General features: G+C 38.6%; 21 protein-coding genes. 13 read left to right on the top strand and 8 right to left on the bottom strand.

The genetic code is table 11. The features are described from left to right. Positions 1-8: 8 nt before the first annotated feature. The 6 genes from DSM106972_RS33475 to DSM106972_RS33450 all read right to left on the bottom strand — a co-directional run bounded on the left by DSM106972_RS33475 (position 9) and on the right by DSM106972_RS33450 (position 4984). On the bottom strand, positions 9-524 hold the full coding sequence (locus DSM106972_RS33475; RefSeq protein WP_127084758.1) for a contractile injection system inner tube protein: 516 nt from the start codon (positions 522-524) through the stop codon (positions 9-11). 1 nt (position 525) lies between these two features. After that, positions 526-720 carry a hypothetical protein gene (locus tag DSM106972_RS33470; RefSeq protein ID WP_127084757.1) on the bottom strand — a complete coding sequence of 65 codons (195 nt, stop codon included), beginning with the start codon at positions 718-720 and terminating at the stop codon, positions 526-528. 110 nt (positions 721-830) lie between these two features. Further along, positions 831-1529: a hypothetical protein gene (locus DSM106972_RS33465; RefSeq protein ID WP_127084756.1), complete on the bottom strand. Its 699-nt coding sequence runs from the start codon at positions 1527-1529 to the stop codon at positions 831-833. 59 nt (positions 1530-1588) lie between these two features. Then, positions 1589-2134: an FHA domain-containing protein gene (locus tag DSM106972_RS33460; RefSeq protein ID WP_127084755.1), complete on the bottom strand. Its 546-nt coding sequence runs from the start codon at positions 2132-2134 to the stop codon at positions 1589-1591. A 14-nt stretch (positions 2135-2148) separates the two neighbouring features. After that, the gene (locus tag DSM106972_RS33455; RefSeq protein WP_127084754.1) at positions 2149-4278 is read right to left on the bottom strand and encodes a substrate-binding domain-containing protein; all 2130 of its coding nucleotides are present in this window, start codon (positions 4276-4278) and stop codon (positions 2149-2151) included. A 22-nt stretch (positions 4279-4300) separates the two neighbouring features. Beyond that, positions 4301-4984, bottom strand: a complete 684-nt coding sequence (locus tag DSM106972_RS33450; protein WP_127084753.1) for a response regulator transcription factor — start codon at positions 4982-4984, stop codon at positions 4301-4303. A gap of 386 nt (positions 4985-5370) precedes the next feature. Here DSM106972_RS33450 and DSM106972_RS33445 point away from each other — a divergent pair, with 386 nt between their 5' ends. The 12 genes from DSM106972_RS33445 (at position 5371) to DSM106972_RS51685 (ending at position 17036) form a co-directional block, all read left to right on the top strand. Beyond that, positions 5371-6762, top strand: coding sequence for a hypothetical protein (locus DSM106972_RS33445; RefSeq protein WP_127084752.1), 1392 nt, complete (start codon positions 5371-5373; stop codon positions 6760-6762). A 916-nt stretch (positions 6763-7678) separates the two neighbouring features. Next, a complete protein-coding gene (locus DSM106972_RS33440) occupies positions 7679-8521 on the top strand; it encodes a Pvc16 family protein (RefSeq protein ID WP_127084751.1) in 843 nt (280 codons plus the stop codon). 55 nt (positions 8522-8576) lie between these two features. After that, entirely contained in the window at positions 8577-10298 is a 1722-nt protein-coding gene (locus DSM106972_RS33435; RefSeq protein ID WP_127084750.1) for a phage tail sheath family protein, read from the top strand. 53 nt (positions 10299-10351) lie between these two features. Then, positions 10352-10810: a phage tail protein gene (locus DSM106972_RS33430; RefSeq protein WP_127084749.1), complete on the top strand. Its 459-nt coding sequence runs from the start codon at positions 10352-10354 to the stop codon at positions 10808-10810. A gap of 113 nt (positions 10811-10923) precedes the next feature. Beyond that, positions 10924-11409 (top strand): phage tail protein, encoded by a 486-nt coding sequence (locus DSM106972_RS33425; protein WP_127084748.1) that lies wholly within the window; start codon positions 10924-10926, stop codon positions 11407-11409. Positions 11410-11430: 21 nt separating this feature from the next. After that, positions 11431-12486: a Pvc16 family protein gene (locus DSM106972_RS33420; RefSeq protein WP_127084747.1), complete on the top strand. Its 1056-nt coding sequence runs from the start codon at positions 11431-11433 to the stop codon at positions 12484-12486. Positions 12487-12921: 435 nt separating this feature from the next. Next, on the top strand, positions 12922-13641 hold the full coding sequence (locus DSM106972_RS33415; protein WP_127084746.1) for a hypothetical protein: 720 nt from the start codon (positions 12922-12924) through the stop codon (positions 13639-13641). Between the two features lie 243 nt (positions 13642-13884). Further along, a complete protein-coding gene (locus tag DSM106972_RS33410; protein ID WP_127084745.1) occupies positions 13885-15921 on the top strand; it encodes an ATP-binding protein in 2037 nt (678 codons plus the stop codon). A 66-nt stretch (positions 15922-15987) separates the two neighbouring features. Next, positions 15988-16359: a transposase gene (locus tag DSM106972_RS33405; protein ID WP_325052245.1), complete on the top strand. Its 372-nt coding sequence runs from the start codon at positions 15988-15990 to the stop codon at positions 16357-16359. Positions 16360-16392: 33 nt separating this feature from the next. Next, positions 16393-16773, top strand: a complete 381-nt coding sequence (locus DSM106972_RS33400) for a hypothetical protein (RefSeq protein WP_127084743.1) — start codon at positions 16393-16395, stop codon at positions 16771-16773. Beyond that, on the top strand, positions 16763-16915 hold the full coding sequence (locus tag DSM106972_RS55935) for a transposase (RefSeq protein ID WP_127084900.1): 153 nt from the start codon (positions 16763-16765) through the stop codon (positions 16913-16915). Before DSM106972_RS33400 ends, DSM106972_RS55935 begins: the two co-directional genes overlap by 11 nt. Next, positions 16860-17036, top strand: coding sequence for a hypothetical protein (locus DSM106972_RS51685; protein WP_158632923.1), 177 nt, complete (start codon positions 16860-16862; stop codon positions 17034-17036). Before DSM106972_RS55935 ends, DSM106972_RS51685 begins: the two co-directional genes overlap by 56 nt. 535 nt (positions 17037-17571) lie before the next feature. On the opposite strand, the gene DSM106972_RS33390 is transcribed toward DSM106972_RS51685, so the two are convergent. Both DSM106972_RS33390 and DSM106972_RS33385 read right to left on the bottom strand, forming a co-directional pair. Beyond that, entirely contained in the window at positions 17572-17877 is a 306-nt protein-coding gene (locus DSM106972_RS33390; RefSeq protein WP_127084742.1) for a hypothetical protein, read from the bottom strand. A 107-nt stretch (positions 17878-17984) separates the two neighbouring features. Next, positions 17985-19274 (bottom strand): AAA-like domain-containing protein, encoded by a 1290-nt coding sequence (locus DSM106972_RS33385; protein WP_127084741.1) that lies wholly within the window; start codon positions 19272-19274, stop codon positions 17985-17987. Positions 19275-19538: 264 nt separating this feature from the next. Between DSM106972_RS33385 and DSM106972_RS33380 the strand changes: the two genes are divergently transcribed. Next, the coding region (locus tag DSM106972_RS33380) for an AAA-like domain-containing protein (protein ID WP_233787929.1) at positions 19539-21708 on the top strand (2170 nt) is incomplete at its 3' end.

Here is a 21708-nt window from a genome sequence, read left to right as displayed (position 1 = left end):
ACTTATGTTTATTCCCAGGCGCCCTTACCAAAATATCCCTTCGCATCCCTAGAAACTGCATCGCCACCAGCAGACTGCTTACCAATTTTTAAACCTTCAAAGGCTAAAGTTAATTCTTCAACTGCAACCGTATTGCCATCTGCCTCTAAACTAGGGAGTTTCCACCCTACTGGAATGGCGCCAATTAGGCACCAACTCTTCATGATTTCCCCAGCTTGGTTGTAGGTAACAATATTAACGTTGCGTCGCTGCGTTTTTTGCTCAAATAATTCGCTTAACCACTGTGAAAACGTATTGTCGTCAGTTGTCCCCCGCTTTAATGTAATATCTGAAAAACGAGTGTGTCCTAAACTAATTCTTTGCTGATCGTTTACACCACCCTCTTGATATACCTCTTTTTCTACGTCGATACTGATACCCGAACATTCTGAGAATGAGGCAACTGTATTGTTTTCGATTTCTATATAGAATCGGTTGGTTGTGACGTAGTTCTCAGAGTTAGAATTGGATTTTGGTGCAGGCATTTTATTTTCTTCCTGTATTAGAGTTACCGATTCTTTCTTTTTGAATTTTGAGATTTGCGTGGAGTCGTTTGTAAACGCTATCGCATAATTGATGCATTAGCATCGGATTGTTGAGATATTTTTGCGCTAACTGTACTAGACGGTTATGCTCAATATCTTTGTCTGTTGAGTTTGTATAACTAGAGCTTTGGAACATGAAAATTACCGAATCATTAATGGGCGTATTTGTGTTGGTAAGTCCATATTAGGCTAGGTGATGAAATATGAAAATAGACGAACGTCGTATTTTAGCCAAAAAGCAGTTCCTTAAAATGACTTACAACTTTTAATCAGCACTTGGGCATCCTTAAAAAAGTAGCTAGTTTCAGAAATTTGTTCAGCAATAAGAATCGCATTGCGAAATTTACCATTTCTAGCCAACTCTTTGGCAAAAGAAAGTCGGCAAATATCTAACTCTCGCAGTTTTTTCTGATACAGTTCTGAGCTAGTAAGCTGTTCTTCTGAAAAAGTCGTTCCCTTCTCTGGCTGCCTGTTTTGATGAAAATGAGATTGCAGTTCTTTTCGGTTAATTTTACTCCAGATTGAATGAAAAAATTCTCCTGTAGTATGTATAAAGCGTAAGGTAAACGAGCCTGGTGCCCTAAATATATCCTGAAAAATATTTGGTGGATGCTCCCGTTGAGTATGTGTTGATAACTGCGGAGATTTTGGCATGGGTTGAAAAATTGTTTGATTCGACTCAGTAGACGGTGACGGTATTGGTTGAAAAATTGTTTGAACCGCTGGATTATGGATAGCTGAGTCCGAGTATTGAATAATAGTTTGACCTGTTGGGTTTTTAACCTTATTAACCTCTGTAGTATTAGGATTTTTAGAATTATCCTCTGAAGAAAATTGAGCAACTGTTTTGTTATTTCCTGCTTCTGGTTTTGAAGGAGGGTTTGGAACTTGCATAATTGTCATATTTTCAGAGATTTGTGCTGATGATAATGGTTCTGTACTCATATTTTTGTTTATGGTGATTTGATAAGGTTTGACCGAACGATTTAATTTGACTGAACAATTTAATTTGAAAGATGGGTTAATTCAACTTGCAAGCAAATCAACCGATTTTGACCTAGCTGTAATTTATCTCCATGACTCAATGAATGAGGCGCCCCACGAGGTAATAATTTATCATTGAGGTAGCTACCATTTCGGCTATCATCAACAATCATGTAAGTTTGTTGATTAAAATCCCAGTAGAGATAAGCATGAGTGCGGGAGATAATTCCTGCATGTGGTAGTCCCGTTAAATCGATTTCAGGGCGCGTACCATTAGCTAGATTTTGACGACCAATTATGCCAGACTCCCTAAGTAATATAAAGTTTTGTTCGCTAGAATGAAGCAACTTCAACTGAGGACGTTTCTGATTATTAATTGTTGATGAGAGCTGGGACGAAGAAGTCGAGGTTTGACCATAGTGGGGAGAGGTAGCAACTGTTGCAGGGGGTTGTACTGCTTGTGCTAAAGAAGTACCGCACATTGGACAAATCTTGGCGTTTTGCGGCAATACCTGATTAAAGAAAGAGCAGCTTGGCTCTGGACAACGGTGAGTTTGGATTGCCATAATAATTGCGCTCCCTAACGATTCATAATAGATGAAGATAATGTATAGTTTTTAGGTGGAGTTTGGAGCGGCACAAGACCCGCTTCTTGAAGAAGATACTGCCCATCTTGAGTTTTAAGAAAATTAGCAAAGAGCGGACCTGATGTATGCCCAGGTAAATTATTATCTTTAGGATACGCAATAACCAATGGTGCGCTAAGTGGATAAGTTGCTGTGTGAAAAGCTGATGCATTAATACGTAAGGAATTTTTTTCTAAACAAAGATTATCTGATGGAGAAATAGGTTGCATTGTGTTGTTGGCGGTTTCTTTTAGTAGGGGTTGTACTGGGTCTAGATTTTCTTGGGCAATAGCTAGGGGGTAAATTTTGCATTGATCCCAGGTTTGGGTTAATAGTCCGAAACTAATTGAACCAGCTTCAACTTTTTGCGTCTGCTTTTCTTCAACTGCGATGGAGCGCAAGGTATCAAAGGTGGAACGTTGCTCAATCTTGTTAAATTGGGCAATCAGATTTGGATCGTTGCCTAAAACTTTTTCTTGGAACAAGCGTAATGCTTCTGGTTCTGTCGGTCGATAGGGTTTGATAGGCAGGTCAGGAAAATTTGAACCTAGCTGCTTCCAGTTGGTAAGTTGCCCTGTAAAAATTTGCTGCAATTGTGTAAAACTGATCTTACCTTGTAACACGCTTGGTAAATTTTGAGTTTTGTAGGCAGGTACATAGACTAAAAGACCATCGTAGGCGATAGTTTCTTGAAGTAACCCTTCAGGTAGTTGGGTTGATGTGGCAATCGCAAAATTTGCTTTGGCGTTTGCTTTGAGAACTTCATCAAGGGGAGATCGTTGAGGAGCATAAGTTCGGTAGTTAAAGATGGCTGCTATATCTAGCTTGGGTTGGGTCAGCAATGATTTAATATTGCGATTACTCACTGGCTTTTTGTCCAAAACTGTTGTCCAAGTTCCAAGCGATTCTCCGGTATAAGGATACTGTCCTGCCTGAACACCATTAACATCTGCAAATGATGGTAAAAAAGGCTTAACGTTATTCGTCTCTGCATTAGTATTTGAGATAAATCGGGGCAATAGCAACCACAATAGCCCTCCTAATAAAGGTAAAGCGAGTAAACTCAAAAGCCAATACTTTCGCTTTGGTTTCGCTAGAGATTCTGAGCTACTAAGATTTTCATGAAAACCAACAGCATCAGGTTGAGGCAGTTTAATTAAAGCTTGACGCGCTTCTGCTGCAGAATTAAAGGAGGCGCCTAACCCTAGTAAACGATGCAGAAAATCTTTCAGGGGTAAATCGTCTTGCGGCCAATGTTGAGCTTCGCGCGGATTTAGCGATGCGTTAGAACCAGAGTTTATAGGTTGACCCGTCCAGAGAGCAAACGCGACCAAACCAAGATCGATTAAGTCTTGTTCCGGTAATAATGCTTGGGGGGGAGCAGGAACAAAAAGCTGTTCCCAGTATGCTAAATCACAAACATAAACGTAATCGCTATCACTTATAACCAAGCTATCAAGCCCTAAGTTGCCGTGGGCAGTGAGTGCTATTGCTTTACTATCAGAGCTAGCTGGTTGACTATGTAGGAAATGTAACGACTGCAACGTTTGATTTAGGACTTGTCTCACTCGTGATGCAGAAAAGGCTCCTGTCTCTCTCAAAACTTGCTTCAGGGTAGGAAGCGCCGCAATTTCGCCTGAAAAAATAAGATAAACGCGATCGCTCTCTGGATCTGCAATGGTTTCTAATGGGCTAACCAACCGAAACTCGCGACTTTTTGGGGTGGTCAAATTACCTTTAGCTACCTGACCCAAGGCTATTCTCCGCTGTTGTGCTTCCACAGCATTAAAATATTGCTTAGGCAGTAAATACTCTTTTACCACAATCGGTTGACCGTTGCTGGTCTGAGTTCCTCGATAAAGCCGTCCTATTCCCTGAGACCTAAGTAGTTCAGAAATGCGATAGATACCTAAGCTGCCCCGGAGTTCAGTTTGAACTGGCAATGTAGTAGGGAATCCACATTCAAGACAAAACTTAGCACCTGGTATTTTCTCAATAGTTTCTGTTGGCTTTCGACAGCCAAGAGGCGCGTTTTCGGTACATGGGTAGAATTTAGCTAGCGCATTAGAATCAATAGTAGGCATAGAAATTTCCCGGTAGTTTTGGCTAAACCAGATTCATCTTTATGGCTGTCACAATAGCTTGTGTTCGATTTTTTACATTTAGCTTTAGAAAAATATTAGTAAGATGAGTCTTAACAGTAGCCACTGAAATATAGAGTTGCTTCCCTATTTCATCGTTTGAGGCGCCTTGAACAAGCCAATATAGAATATCGCTTTCTCTCTTGGACAGGTTGCAGGGTTGATTTATTTGTGAAGGTAACAAAGCTTGGGTTTTTTGGAATTTTCTAAAGAAGCAAGTGGCAACTTCAGGTGGTAAACAAATTTGGTCTTGCATAATAGTGGAGATCGCATCTAGCAACTGCTGTGAAACCTGACCCTTAAATACATAGCCATTTGCCCCCAACTGCATAGCCTGATAGATCCAGTAGTCTTCTTGATGACTTGATAGAACAAGAGTTCTACTTAATGCATTGCTGTTTTGGAGTTGTTGTAATAGGGAAAGTCCATCTCCCTCAATTAATTCTATGTCAATTAGAATTAAATCGGGAGTATACTGCTTGATAAAAGATAAAGCTAGAGCCAGAGAATCTGCTTCCCCAATCACATTAATGGCTCGATCCTGAATATGGGAGAAGTTTAGGAGGGTTCTGATTCCAGCCCGAAATTGACGATCGTCATCAACTAAAAGCGTCGATATGGTTTTTGTTTGTTTTACTTGGGTTAACATGCTGTTCCCGAATTCAATGATTTCATTTAACACCCTGTAAATCTGAGATAGCTATGGTGATATTTGAGTTATATTTTACTTGCCTACGACTTTCTTCGAGTTACTTGAAAACCCTAATCAGGGTTAATATATATTCTGATTTATATTTTCTGAAAGAGGTATTATATTTCAGTTGTGTTTGCATCTATCAAAAGTAAGATAAATATACAAGAATATTTTATACGTTTTGCGTGCGGGTTTTGGTGGCAACGCTTGTAGAGGCGCCGTGCTGCATAATTATGTCATATGTTATTACAAGTAAATGGTTCCTAACTCAGACTTCTGTCTGATTGCAGTGGCTAAGATATCGCTTAATCTGAATATGTAGAAACGAATTAGATTGTATTATGACTCAACCACAGGAACAAGAGAATCGAGATAAATTACCTCAAAATATGCAAGCTTATAGTTGTGAAATTCTTCAATCTATGCAAGTAGATATTTTTAAAATTATTGAAGAGACTCACAAAAAAATTCGTTCAAAAGATATTTTACCAAATGATATTCAAAAAGAAATAGCACAACAAATTACTTTATTACAACGGTTTCAAGAGTATATACTAAAAATATACAAAAAAAACCAAAAAAAGTCTTATAACATAGATAACATCAAGTATTTACAATTAAGATTAAATTGTTTTAAAATAGCTTTAGATGGTCTTTTTGAACCACCAAGAGAACTAATGTTTGCTAGAAAATTAAGATATGAAACTGAATATTTTTTAAATCGTAAACTTTGCTTTGGCTTTATTAAAACTTTGTTTCAACGCGCTACTCGCGAATTTTCAACACCAACAAAAGTTCTTTTTGGACTTGCAATGGCTATTCCAATTTATGCTATCATAATACCAGTCAGTTTAACTACTTCCATTGTATTAACTCTGATGCCTGATATTGCACAGATTCCTACATATTTGCTAATCGATGCAGCTAAAGATAAATCTAACGTTTCTGAAGGTATTAAAAAACCACAAGTAGAACCTACAACAAAAGCACAAGTACAATCACAATTAGAAGATGCGCTACAAAGAATATCATTTAATTTAGGACTGTTATTAAAAAATTCATCTTTAGTAATTATGGTTGCTTTTGCTGGAGCATTTGGGAGTATAGTTAGTATTTTTATTAGACTTGATCAATACAAAAGCACAGATTATAAAGAGTCAGCGACTCCTATTCTAGTTGGTTTCGCTAAACCATTGATTGGTACTGCTTTCGCTATTTTAGTTTGTTCAATGCTTAGTTCAGGGATTATAACTTCTCCACTTTTATATTCACATGAGAATTCAAGCCAAAAATCAGATGAGAATTCAAGCCAAAAATCAAGTTATAATTCAGAAAAACAATATTTTTTATATTTCACAATTGCGTTTTTAATTGGTTTTAGCGAACGACTAGCCAATGATATTGTCAAGCGAGCAGAAGATACTATCTCACCACAAGATAAGACACAAACTAGTGCAGTAGTACATAAAAAAACAATCACTCAAGAAAACATTTCAAAAGCGTTACATAAAGACTCATCAATGAAACAAATATCAAGGGAAGAAGTGCAACAAGCTTTTAATACTTTTAATTATATCCAAGAATCATTATTAGCTCATTTTCAGGAGAAAGATAAGATAGAAGACAGTACAACGGAGCAAAATTTGGTGGGACAATCGACTGATATAGAAACAGAGACAGAGAAAACAACAATAGAGACAATTGATGCCGAAATAAAAAACCAAACAACATAGGGCTTTGTTTTCTGTTTAAAAGATTGTTTTGTGATGTTGTTTACTGGCAGAAGGTTATTAGACGTAATGGTTTAAAGCTAAAAAAATAATCGGTATAATGACTCCCTGTTCGCCCATTTTTTCGTGTCCCAGTAGAGATAAGCATGAGTACAAGAGATAAATTCCTGCATAGGGGGATTAAAGAAAGAGCAGCTTGCCTCTGGACAACGGTGAGTTTGGATTGCCATAATAATTCGTTCCCTAACGATTCATAATAGATGAAGATACTGTATAGTTTTTAGGTGGAGTTTGAAGCGGCACTTTTTCTTGGAACAGGCGTAATGCTTCTGGTTCTGTCGGTCGATAGGGTTGAATGGCAGGTCAGGAAAATTTAAAACTAGCTGCTTCCAGTTGGTAAGTTGCCCTGTAAAAATTTGCTGCAATTGGGTAAACTGATTTTACCTTGTAACACGCTTGGTAAATTTTGAGTTTTGTAGGCAGGTACATAAACTAAAAGACCATCGTAGGCGATAGTTTTCTGAATTAACCCTTCAGTTAGTTAAGTTGATGTGGCAATCGCAAAAATTTACCTTGGCGTTTGCTTCAAGAACTTTATTTGTTATTTAATAGACATATATTTTTATCAACAATACGTCAAATCAAGATTTATAGCCTGCTCCCGGCAGGCTTTGTTTGTATAGCCCCACCCTTCTTGGGTGTAGGTGCAAGATATCAGGTAAGTTGATTTACACTCCACAAGAATATTTTATACGTTTCGCGTGCGGGTTTTGGTGGCAACGCTCGTGGAGGCGCCGTGCTGCATAATTATGTCATATGTTATTACAAGTAAATGGTTCCTAACTCAGACTTCTGTCTGATTGCAGTGGCTAAAATATCGCTTAATCTGAATATATAGAAACGAATTAGATGTTTACTTATGCTGAATTCGATTCTTCAAACTCTTGCCGAAATGTTGGCTAGTGGAGGTATTCTTACTAGCACTGAGCAAATTAACTTTAGTCCCCCTTCAAGTTTAGAAAATAGTAATAAGGAGCTATTACTTAATCTCTATCTCTATGATGTTAGAATTAGCAAAAAAATACCAAATAATGGCAGACATGTTGAGCGCTATTTTGATGATTCACGACAGGTTGCAGAAATATGTAGAGCGCCTAGTTGCTTTGATATCTCTATTGTGATTACAGCCCATGATCGCACTGTGTTAGGAGAGCTTCATCTTTTATCTGAAACTCTACTGCTGTTAATGCGTAACCGACTATTGCAAGAGGAGTTTTTAACTCCTGATCTTCGTGGTCACGGTAACTTATCATTATCAGTCACTAGTGACCCGCCTGTTAATGTAGAAAGTATATGGAGTTCTTTTTCTATTCCTGTACGACCTGCTATTTATTTGACAGTAACCGTTCCATTTAATGTATGGAGGAAAACAACTGTACCATTAGTCACGGGACGACATCTTGGGGTTAATAATTCAATTTCAGCTAGTAAGAGCAAATCTAAAATTCAGAAAGTTGCTATTGCTGGCGTTGTTAAAAATATTTTGACCTCAAAGCCGTTAAAACGAGTGCTAATTGTACTTGAAGGAACCGAAAAATCAGCAACTAGCAACGAGGAAGGGTATTTTGTGTTTGAAAATTTGACCTCTGGAAACTACATTTTACAGCTTAAACGGTCTGGGTATGAGGTTAAGACTTGTAATGTTTTTGTAGACGGAAAATCATGTGTCCCCGAAGAGATATTACTTATGCCCGCGCGCTAACGCACATTAAATATTTACGTCAATCAATTATCCAACAAATTAAGGAGCTTTTTACATGGCTAGACTAGACTATTTTGCACCAGGTGTGTATGTTGAAGAAGTAGATCGCGGAAGTCGTCCTATAGAGGGTGTCAGTACTTCGGTTGCAGGATTTATCGGTTTTACCGAAGATATACGAGGCGGAGCTGAACTTTTTAAACCTATGCTTGTCACTAGTTGGACTCAGTATATTGAATACTTTGCCCGACCCAATTCTAACGGTTTTACAGAGTTTGATGCGTATTTACCTTTCTCTGTTCGCGGATATTTTTTGAATGGAGGTGGACGCTGTTGGATTACAAGTATTGGAACCCAACTTCCTAGTATTGGTCAAGAAAGTTCAAAACGGCAGGCGCCTCGTTTAGAGATTCCAAGACGCGGTAATAAACCAAGTTTAAATTTATCTATTCGCCCTGAACACTTCGATAACGGGTCTATTACAATCGAAATTCACGATGGAACACCTCGTGCGGCGTTACCTCCTGCAAAGAATGTTGATAATGCGAGCGAACAAACTAAACATCAACCGTCGGGAACGAATAAAGTAGAAAAACCATTAGATTCACGTGAGTTTTTCTCTTTAAAAGTGTGCCGAGATGATCAAGTGCTTGAGGAATACAATCACTTAAGTATGGATCCCAAACCCCAAACACAGGCTGCAACTTATGTTGTTGAGGCTCTGAAAAACTCTAAGTTTATTTCGATTGGAGATATTGCCCAGCCTGGACAGCCTTTAGCTCGGCGCCCCTTGAATGGTGAATATGAACTACTGCCTCCAGCGCCAAATTCTACACCTGAGAAATTTGCTAGTGAAGTAGAAGGAGATCGGAGTAAGCGAACTGGGGTTCTCGGCATTTTTGAAATTGACGAGATTACAATGATATGCTTTCCAGATTTAATGCGAGCCTATGAAGCTGAAATTTTAAGCCTTGAACAAGTTCATGGTGTGATGGAGACTATGATCAGCATGTCTGAAGGTGTTACTAGCGGCAATATGCCAGGACCAACGAATCGGATGGTTGTGTTAGACCCTCCTCCAGATCGCAATACACCTCAAGATGTCGTTAATTGGTTAGATGAGTTTGGTCGTCGTTCCATGTTTGGAGCTTTATATTATCCGTGGGTTAAAGTACCTAATCCTCGAAATGCAGGCCGCTCAATTATTGTTCCTCCTTCTGGGCATATGATGGGTGTATGGGGTCGGACGGATGAATCACGGGGTGTTTATAAGGCGCCTGCAAATGAAGTTCCTAGAGGAATTACTGGTTTAGCATATGATATCAACTTTAGAGAGCAAGAACTTCTTAACCCGTTAGGTATCAACTGTATTCGTAAATTTCCTAACCGAGGAATTCGGATTTGGGGCGCCAGAACTTTGGTTGAACCTGACAAAACAGAATGGCGCTATATCAGCGTTAGAAGGCTCATCAGTTATATTGAGCGCTCGATTGAAGCTGGTACTCAGTGGGCTGTCTTTGAACCGAATGACGAAGAACTGTGGACGCAGGTTAGATATACGGTTAGTAACTTTTTAGAACGGATATGGCGCGAGGGTGCATTATTTGGGGCAACTCCTAGCCAAGCATTTTATGTCAAATGTGATGCTGAAAATAATACACCTGAAACAATGACTTTAGGGCGTTTATATATTGACGTTGGTGTATGTCCAGTACGTCCGGCTGAATTTGTGGTTTTCCGCATTAGCCAGTGGAATGCTCTAGAAACAGAACAACAATAATAATTCTAGAGAAGTCAACTATTCATTGAACAAAATAACTAGGAGAAAAAATTATGCCAGGTCAAGATTACATTGAGTGTTCTAGCTTTACCTTTTCTGCTGGGTCTAAAATTAAGGACTTACCAGTCAAGGAGTTCAGTAATATGGGTATGGATGCTCCTCCTACCGACCATGTTGCTGGTTCTGGAAAAAATGGCGAAAAAACAATGCAACCAAGACCAACACCCGTTAAACCGCAAAACCCAACAATTGTTTTAGCTGGATGTAAAGATAAAAGTGCCTATACTTGGTTTAACAAAGTTAATCCTCCTACAGGTAAAAATCCTGACTGGAAAGGACAACTTGAAGATGCAAAAATCACTGCGTATGCAGATGGTAAGGCAGTTATGGAATGGCAGATTAAGCAATGCTATCCCTGCAAATATTCGGTTTCTTCAATGACTTCTAGCGGTGGAGAATTAATTTGCGAAACCATAGAGTTAGTTGCTCAAGAAGTCACGCGCGAACAATAGTTTAAAATCCTAGAAACCTGGTTTCTTTTTCTAATTTGTAATAAAAACGACGACTTTGCATAGAAACCAGGTTTCTTTCGACTTCGATATTTTTTAGTTCAACAAAATAAATTATGCCAAATTCATCTAAAGGTCCCGTTTTTCTGACTGCATCTAATTACTCTTTACATTTAAAGCTAGATGGTTCAAGCGACGTAGTAGACGCAGTTTTCTTAGAATGTCGCGGTTTTGACTATTCGCAGGATGTAATTGAGTTTAGTGAGGTTACTTCGAGTCGATGGGGTAAGGCAAACAAAGGAAGGGTTGTGCGGACGAAACTTCCAGGTAATGCTAAGAGCGGAAATTTAACATTACTTCGAGGAATGACAAGTTCAATGGCTTTATGGAACTGGTTTGAGTTGACTGAGGATGGGAACTGGGCTAAACAGAGAAAAAATGCTCTTATAACGATTTATGAAGATGGAAAACCCCAGGCAAGATTTGAATTAACAGCAGCTTGGCCATCGCGGTACAAAATTGCAGATGTTAAAGCTAATAGTCAAGAGATAGAAATTGAGGAAGTAGAAGTAGCTTATGAAGGGTTTAAACGAGTGAAATAAAAGATTTATAGAGAAAAAGCTATGAGTAATGGATTAGTGATTGCAGCAATAACAGCTGTATTCAAAAATTTATTAGAAGACGGTTTGGTTCAGAATGCAGCACTGTCGAGCATGGGAAATGTGCTAGTAACCACACTTCCCCCAGATCAGATTTCGATTGGAGTCGATGATCAACCTCGGCTAAATTTATTTCTCTACCAGGTTTTGCAAAATCGTAATGTAGATTTGGGTGGGCGCCATCGTAACCAACTAGCCCATTACCAAACCAGTACAGAAGAAGGTACAAATACCCCCTTAGCTATTAATTTGCATTATGTATTGACCGCCTACGGAAACAAAGACTTTCAGACGGAAATACTATTGGGTTATGTTATGCATATTATGCATCAAACTCCAATTTTATCTAACGCCATGATTCGAGCAACCCTAAATCATGTTGCAACAATTAATCGTTCCGGTCTTTTCGCACAAGCAATTGAATCAACTTCTGTTGAAGATTTAACCGAGCAGTTAGACCAAGTAAGAATTACACCAAACTTGTTTGATACAGAACAGATGTCCAGATTGTGGTCGCTTTTACAAGGTTCTTATCGACCCTCAATTGCCTACGAAGTATCAATGGTGTTTATTGACTCTAAGAAATCTTTACTTACTTCAGGTTATAATCAAGAAACATTGGAGCAGCCACAAATTCATAAAATTGTTGCATCGCCTACAAATGGTAAGATTATAGCGGGAAGCAGTGTAATTATTTGTGGGAAAAATCTTAGTGGTGATATAACTCTGCTGCGTCTGAACGGAGGAGAAAATTTATTAGAACCACAAGTAGTTGAGGATAGCAGAATTTTATTTAAATTACCTCAAGCAATATACGCTGGGCATCATAAAATTCAGGTTGTCCATCAACCAAAATATAAGTTTTTGAATAGCGAACAAGTGGTATCAAATGAAAAGACTTTTATCCTGCATCCAACTATACAAGTCTCTGTCGATGAACCAACCCCTGATATTCAGGAGCAAAATAATTCAGCAAGTTCTACGGGAGCAACTCAGGTTTCATTCCGTTGTTTAACATAATTCGATCTTAGTCTCATTTAAAACAGCATCTACGCTGACACAATAGAAGACTTTATTACTATATCGGAGGACATTATGGTTTATGATTCAAGAAATACTCGAATATCTAGGCGCGATCGTGATGACGATTATAACGTTGTAGAGGCAAGTCCGTCTTATAGTTCTACTCGAAGATCTAGGCGTGATCGTAATGAAGATTATAACGTTGTAGAGGTAAGTCCGTCTTATAGTTCTACTCGAAGATCTAGGCGTGATCGTAATGACAATTATAACGTTGTAGAGGCAAGTCCGTCTTACAGTTCTACTCGAATATCTAGGCGTGATCGTAATGACGATTATAACGTTGTAGAGGCAAGTCCGTCTTATAGTTCTACTCGAAGATCTAGGCGTGATAGTGATGACGATTATAACGTTGTAGAGGCAGATCTCGGTCGGATGAGGTCCCTTAGTGAAAGTAATGAAGCACCTGGATATATACGAAATATGATGGGCGAGTTAGTTGAGGCTAGTGGAAGGGCAGAAATACATCCGAGTCAAGCAGCTTATACAATTAGAAGGTTTAACGACGGAGTTCCTTCCACCCAAGAAGTATATTACCACAGAGATACAGAGAACCGCCTGCCCAACCTTGCTCATGAACTAACACATGTAAGGGTACAGGAAAGTTTTAATAGAGATTATGTCAATTACACAAATCCGGCTAGAGGCGAAGTAGAAGATGCAACGTTTAATGAAGCTCGCGATAGAATGAGAAATGAAGATAATAGGCAAAATCAACGGAGAGTACCAAAGGCTGATAATTCAATACAGGTCACATTGGAAGATTTGCAAAGAATAACCCACGAGGATAAGAGTTTAAATGGAGATCAGAAGCGGTGGATTATACAAAGACTAAGTTATGGCATGATACAACCCCACAAAGAATATGATACTGTTATTAATCAAATTTCTGTGCAGTTACATGATTGGGAGATTACTTCAGCTAATTCTAAAGTTGCAAGAAAAATAGAAAGACTTGCAACGCGACTACATAATGAACGAATGTCGGGAAATAGAGTAATATCAAGTACCATAAGAAGACCCTCATTCAAGCCGGGAATGAAACCAGTTGAAGAAAACAAACCATCATTTCTAAAGCATTTATTTCGCGGCTGATTCTTTAGCTTGGTTTGAGGCATAGAATCAATATTTGCAGTAACCCCTAAGCTCGACTTTATCCAAAATTAAGAATTTAATTTCCTCGAAGCGGCAAAAACCTAGCTTTTAGGCAAAAACTTTTTCTATATCACTGATTATTAGTGAAATCAAAAAGTAAAGCAAACGTTTCAGCTTAAACCTTAAGGTTTTATAAAATGGATAAAGTTGAGTTAGCCATATTTGTCTAAAGGATTATCACATATGTATAGCTCCACAGATACTAATATTTGGTATCAATCTAATAGAGAATATTTGAGAGCCAATTTTGATTGTGTTCGCAATATTTTACTAAATTACATCAATCAATCTCAAGATGAATCTAATGTAAAACCAATCGATATCAATCAAGATTATTTAAGGCTAGAAAAGATAGAAGCAGCTATGCCATATCCATCTGCTATTGAGCAACTTTGTCAAAATTTTAATCTATCTGAATTTGAGCGATACATAATAATATTTTGTGCAGCCATAGAAATTGATCCTCGCTTTCAAAATTTATGTATTAAAGCCCATAAGGACAATAATCAATATCATCCAACATTTGGTTTGGCTCTTGATGCTCTGCCTAATGCCCATTGGAGTGCTTTAACACCCGATGGACCACTTCGCTATTGGAAACTAATCGACTTAGGCTCAGGTAGTACCCTTACCAGCACATCTCTTCATATAAATGAGAGAATTCTCCATTATCTTTTAGGTGTAAAAACAACGGACTCGTTACTAACAGAAATTACTGAGCTTCCATTCTACACACAACAACTAATTCCTTCTCATCAATGCTTGGCAGATAGTATAAAAACTCTATGGGAATTGAATCCTTTTAAAAATTCTCCGCCTATTATTCAGCTATGTGGTTCAGAGGTGGAGGATAAAACCGACATTACTCAAGCTGTTTGTCAGCATTTTAATTTACAAATAAGTCTTTTGAACTGCCATCGTATTCCTCTCAAACATAATGAATTAGAAATTTTTATCCGCCGACTGGAAAGAGAGTGTATTTTGGAGGGTAAAACACTCCTTCTAGCTTATGAAGATATTGATTATTCTGATAAGCTACAACTTAGTTCTCTCCATCAACTGCTTGAGGAATTACGATGCTTTACGATTGTTACGACACTTTCTCCACTCCAAGGCATAAAGCGTCAGATGATTCGCTTTGATGTTCCTAAACCTCTACCTCACGAGCAGTTAATTACCTGGGAAACCTCTGTGGTCGAACTCAAAACTCGACTCAATGAGCAAGGAAAATATATGCCAGACTCAGATCAACTGCTGGAAGACTTGGAAGAACTCACATCTCAGTTTCAACTTAGTACCTCTATGATTCGTCGAGCCTGTGCGGCAGCTGTCGGGCAGTTAACAATGCCGTCTGCTCCTGAGCTAAAACAGGCTCTATGGCAAAGCTGCCGTGTCCAGGCTCGTCCTAGATTAGATGATTTGGCAGAGCTAATTGAGTCTAAGTTGTCTTGGGAAGATTTGGTATTGCCGCCCCTTCAGAAGGGAATTTTAAAGGAAATTTCGGCTCATGTTCGACAGAAGACCAAAGTATACGAAAAGTGGGGATTTGCATCTAAAAGTAGACGCGGATTGGGTATTACAGCACTATTTTCTGGACCTAGCGGAACCGGAAAAACTTTAGCAGCAGGTGTTCTTGCTAATGAGTTGAATCTCGATCTTTATAAAATTGAACTCTCTGCTGTTGTTAGTAAATATATTGGAGAAACCGAGAAAAATCTACAGCAAATATTTGATGCAGCCGAAAGCGGAGGTGTAATTTTGCTTTTTGATGAGGCAGACTCTATTTTTGGTAAACGGAGTGAAGTTAAAGATTCTAAAGATCGCAATGCCAATCTAGAAGTAAGTTATTTACTTCAGCGAATGGAATCTTATCCAGGAATGGCTATTTTAACGACAAATTTACAGAGTAATTTAGACTCTGCATTTATGCGGCGCCTTCGGTTTGTGACTCAATTTTCTCTCCCAGATGCCGCCCACCGAGCTGAAATTTGGCGCCGGATTTTTCCGCCTAACACGCCAACTGAAGGCTTAAATTTTGAAAGACTGGCTCAACTTAACGCTCCTGGCGGCAATATCCGCATTATTGCGCTTAACTCAGCCTTTATGGCCGCCGATGCAGAAGAGCCTGTCCAAATGAAGCATATTCTTAGAGCAACTCAAACGGAGTATGAAAAACTAGGGAAATCATTAACAAGCGTAGAAATTGCTGGCTGGATTTAACCAGTTAGCGACATAGCAGGACTTTTTGCTTAACTCATCGCGCGGCAAACGCATCAATGATTTTTTATACATATTTGTTGTAAAGTCTTATCACCACAGCCTTTCAGGCGTTATTTATATAACTTTGACTGGGCTGCATTAATAACAGTAATGCAATTTGGTGAAGGATTAACTGACCGTCAAGCGGCAGATGCAGTTAGAGGTAGAATCGATTGGAAATATGTTCTTGGACTTAAATTAACTGATTCAGGATTCGATGCAAGTGTGCTATGTGAATTTCGTAAACGATTATGTGAGCATAATTTATCCAATCAACTTTTAGATTTGATGCTGTCTCATTTCAAACAACATGATTTAATAAAACCTCGTGGAATGCAACGTACAGATTCGACGCAGGTAATAGCAGCAATACCTTTACGTAAATCGCGCGCGAATTAGTTGGAGAAACGTTACGAGCTGCATTAAACGAAGTTGCGACAGTGGCGCGGCTATTGGTTAAAAGAAGTCGTCACAGACGATTGGTTTGACCGATACAGTTCACGATTTGATGATTACCGCTTACCAAAAAAGAAAAACGAGCGTGAGCAAATGGCACTACAAATTGGTATTGACGGGCACCATTTACTACATCAAATTTGGTTTGGAGGTAATGTACAATTAAGCTTACAAGAACTATCAAGTATTGAGATTATTAGACGTATATGGATTCAACAATATGCAATTATAAATTGTAAACTTCATTGGCGTACTCAAGACGCAACAGGGTTTCCACAAAATTCAATATGTATTGAATCGCCCTATGATATAGAGGCTCGTAATTCCTCAAAGCGAGATATAAACTATTCAATTTGAGCGTAAAACATGTGGAGAATGCTCAGTTAGAAATAATTGTGCAAAGAGCCTAAAGGCGCCACGAACATTAAAATTAAGACCGCAGGATGAATACGAAGCTCTTACATCGCGTAGGATTGAACAACAAACGCTTATATTTTGAGAAAAAATATGCGCTACGAGCAGGAATTGAGGGTACTATCTCTCAAGGAGTTCGTAAGTTTGATATGAGACGTACACGACCGGAGTGGGCTTGGAAAAACACATTTACAACATGTCGCTAGCGCTTGTGCTATCAATTTACATCGTTTTTTTCAATGTCGAATCATTTTCCTAAAGCTAAAACTCGTATAACTGCTTTTGCTTCCCTTCGCAGTAATGTAGCTTAATCAAATAAATTTTCATATTTGATAGCGAGTGTGATACCTAGATTTGAAGCACTCAATATTGTTATGTTTATATGTATTTAAAAAATTAATATAACACTCATAATTCTAATATTGGCATCCGAATTACTTATATTGCTAAAACTTTAGTCACTACTTAACAAATAGACGGACAGGAAAGCACATCTCACAAGAATTTAAGCTAATAAATTTGTACCTGCGGAACTTGCAAACTGCTGTAATAGTTTTTTTGCATTAAAATCGTTTCGGCGCCCTTGGCGCTCGGTGTGGCGGAGCCACACCATCGCTTAAGCCCGGTAGAAAAAATATTACCCGCCCTAAAACTGATGAACTAGTAGGGGGCTTACCCCTGATTCGCCAGCAGTATCCTTCTAGGGTGTTGGCGGGTAATTTTGTTATGTAAAATATCTTGTTAGTATATTACAACTCCTCCTCGATTTGATTCCATACAGCCGCTAGAAACGTGGACTACATAATTACGTCTAGTTCTCTGGCTATACATCAATATTGCAACTCCTGGTTGACGGTTTGGAAACGTTCCAAATCTCACCAAAGGATAGAAATTATTAGCTCGTAATGTCACTCCGAGTGGACGTAGATTATTATTGTAAACCTGACAATTTGCGACAGCACGAACACGGTTATTAACAGCAAAAGCTGACATAGCAGACAGACAAATACTTCCAGTAACAACAGTAGCAATAAACTTGTTAAACATATGGGTGTGTTTGTTGAATTCGATGATTCTATAAAACACCCTTGGTATATGAGATAGCCTCTAAGATATTTGAGTTAGCTTTTATTTGTCTACGACTTCCGCGCGACTTACTTCGAGAAATATTGTCTATATAATTCACAACTTGGCAAAACTTCGTTATCTTGTATATTGATTAACCCCAGAGCATTTAGCTTTGAGCAAGTTTTTTTACTTAATTGCGTTTCTTGTGTATTTGTAATTATCTGTTTTAATCCTGCTTCCAATTCCGGATGCTGTTCTAAAATTGATTCCAGGCGCCGTAGATAAGTACTATATATTCCTGTTGTAGTAGGCGCCGTTTGTAAAAGTTGAGCTAGAGTCGTATCTTGACGTGCGACATGATATAGCGCCAAGCGTACTAAAAATGGGTGTCCACCTACCATTTTCATTAATTGTAAAGCTTCTCTATCGCTCCAATTGAGTTGGTGAAGTTGTGCTAAATGTTGCACTTGGTCTGGTAGAAACTCTGGTAATTCTACTGGTAGACCAACGTTGAAAGGCGATTGATTTAAGTTGATTGGTACATAAACTTCTGTAGAGTGGACTATAACTAACCGCAGTTTCTTCCAAATCGTGCGTTGTTTACCTTCTTCGTGGAGTACACGCAGTAACCCAAAGAAGTCTGAGGAAATATCTGGGTACTCAAATACTTTATCAACTTCATCCAAACCTAAAGTCAGAGGTTGATTGATTTCTGGGAGCAGATACCGTTCAAAGTACTCTTGACAGCACAGGTTTCCACCCATGATATCAGCTAAATCCCAGTACTTATCTAGTTTAGGAGTTAAATCTAGAGCCACCGTCACACTAACACAGAACCATTTGAGGAATGTATCGATATCGCTAAAACATTTTTGTGCAGCTACCTGTAGACTTAAATATACAGTTCTATCTCCCTGCTGCTCTGCCCGATGTCGAATTTTTGCGAGTAGGGAAGATTTACCCATTTGTCTAGGCGCCTTAATTCTAATCAAAGAACCAGGTTTACTAATTTCTTCGTAGCAGCGTTGCTCAATTGGTGGACGCTCGATGTAAAAGGGGGAATCTACAGACATCTGCCCCTCTGGATATTCGAGCGTTGTATTAGATGGCGGGTTTTGCGGTGCTAATTGTTGTATTTCTTCTAGTGGTTCTAATTGGTTAGGCAAAACAGCATAATCTCGCCAATTAAGACTTAATTTCTCACAAATCTGAACAAAATACCTACGGTCAACTGGTTTGAAATTAACAAAATTACTAATCGTAGATGCAGCAATACCTAAGTCTTCTGCAAAATCCTGCTGACTAAAAAATTCCCCGCTGATGCGCTGCAAGACTTTTTCTTGTTTCTCTTTCCGTAGGATGACAGAACGTGCCATAGGTAATTTGCGTTGACGCTACTAAACTGAGTTTACAAGATAATTATATTATTGGTAAAGTTAGCCATAAGTCGAATGTAACTCAAATTTCTCATGGCTTAACTCGAATTTGGTCATGCTATATATAAACCGTAGGTTGGGTGGAGGCTTTGCGGAACCCAACAAAAGCGTAAAATATTCATGTTCCGTTCCTCCACCCAACCTACAAGTAGATTGTTTCTGTTTAAGTAAATATCATTAACTTATATATACAGTGACTCAATCATGACAACAGATTATGAGTATAAAGTTGGAGGTAGTTTAGGAGAAAACGCCCCTTCTTACGTTGTTAGGCAAGCAGACTTTGACCTTTACCACAGCTTAAAGGCGGGAGAGTTCTGTTATATTTTTAACTCTCGGCAAATGGGTAAAACGAGTTTAATAGTTCGGACAATGAACAAATTACAAGCAGAGGGGTTTGCTTGTACTTCTCTTGATTTCTCGGTGCGAGGTAGTCGAGATATAAAATCAGAACAGTGGTACGCTGGGATAGTTTACAAGCTTACAGTTAATTTTAACCTAGGTAATCCATCAGAAATTCTGCGTGGTTGGTGGGTTGAAAGAGGCGCCATTCCTCCTATAGAGCGTTTAGAAGAATTCATAGAAACCGTATTATTAGCATCTATCCAAAGTAAGATAGTTATATTTATCGATGAAATAGATAGTATTTTGAGTTTAGGCTTTGACACGGGTGATTTTTTTGCATTAATTAGAAGCTGTTATGAAAAGCGTAATTTTAATCCAGAGTATAGGCGCCTGACTTTTGCGTTAGTCGGAGTTGTCACCCCAGGTGATTTAATAGCTGATAAAAGGCGAACACCGTTTAATATAGGTCGTGCAATTCAACTAGAAGGATTTAAAGATAGTGAAATTGAACCTTTGGCAAAAGGATTTGAGGGTCAGATAGAAAATCCTAACGCATTAATACGAGAAATATTGACTTGGACAGGGGGACAACCCTTTTTAACACAAAAAATATGCAGACTAATTGCTACAGACCCAAATGTAGAGACGCGTTCACGAAGTGTACCGAAGGTAAATTTCGCGTCTCTACAGGATTTAATTCAAAAAAACATTATTGAAAACTGGGAAAGTCATGATGAACCAGAACATATAAAAACAATCAGAGACCGAATGTTATTAGGAGAGCAGGTAGCAGGGCGTTTTTTAGGATGGTATCAGCAAATATTGCTATCAGGGTACATTCATGTTGACGAAAGTATCGAACAAATCAGATTTCGCCTGACTGGCCTAGTGGTTAAACAACAGAACATTATCAAAGTCTATAACAGAATATATGAATCGGTATTAAATTTAACTTGGGTAGAAAAAGAGTTAAAAAAAATACGTCCATATTCGGAAAACTTTCAAGCATGGGTTGATAGTAACTATCAGGATTCCTCACGACTATTGCGAGGACAAGCTTTACAAAATGCTTTGCAGTGGGCAACTCAGAAAAGCTTAAGTAATGAGGACTCTCGGTATTTAGCAGCTTCTCAGGAGTTAGAAAAAAGGGAACTGGAAGCTTCTTTAGCTGTTCAAGAAGAAGACAGCCGAATATTATCAGCAGCGAATGAAACATTAAGCAAAGCGCAAAAGAAATCGAAGCGAATGATTCAATTTGGTTCTACGTTTTTGGCAGTGTCTATTATAGGAGCAATTATTGCTTCGGTATTTGCTAGCATTACTCTAAAAGAACTGACGGTGACAAAATTGGAAAAAACTGGAATAAATTTATTACAAGAACCATTTTTAGGAGGAGAAATAAAGGGTCTGGTAAATGCTATGAGGGCTGGACGTGAATTGAAAAATTTAGTCAACGATAAACCTTTAGCAGATTACCCTACTTATAGTCCTGCATTAAGCTTACAATATATATTGTCAAATATTAGGGAACGCAATCAGTTACAAGGGCATACTGGTGAAGTCTATAGCGTGGCAATAAGTGCAGATGGCAAAACTTTAGCTTCTGCTGGTGCTGACAAAACCATCAAATTGTGGAATATCAGCACTGGTAAAATCATTTCTACCTTGAGTGGGCATACTGCTATAGTCAATAGCGTGGCAATAAGTGCAGATGGCAAAACTCTAGCTTCTGCTGGTGCTGACAAAACCATCAAATTATGGAATATCAGCACTGGTAAACTCATTTCCACCTTGAGTGGGCATACTGATGCAGTCAGCAGTGTGGCAATAAGTGCAGATGGCAAAACTCTAGCTTCTGCTGCTGACAAAACCATCAAATTATGGAATATCAGCACTGGTAAACTCATTTCCACCTTGAGTGGGCATACTGCTGAAGTCTATAGCGTGGCAATAAGTACAGATGGCAAAACTCTAGCTTCTGCTGGTGCTGACAAAACCATCAAATTGTGGAATATCAGCACTGGTAAAC

It is taken from the genome of Dulcicalothrix desertica PCC 7102 (assembly GCF_003991905.1).
In the GTDB taxonomy this organism is placed as follows: domain Bacteria; phylum Cyanobacteriota; class Cyanobacteriia; order Cyanobacteriales; family Nostocaceae; genus Dulcicalothrix; species Dulcicalothrix desertica.
Note: the sequence above shows the minus strand (reverse complement) of the source record. Positions and strands in the feature narration are given on the sequence as shown.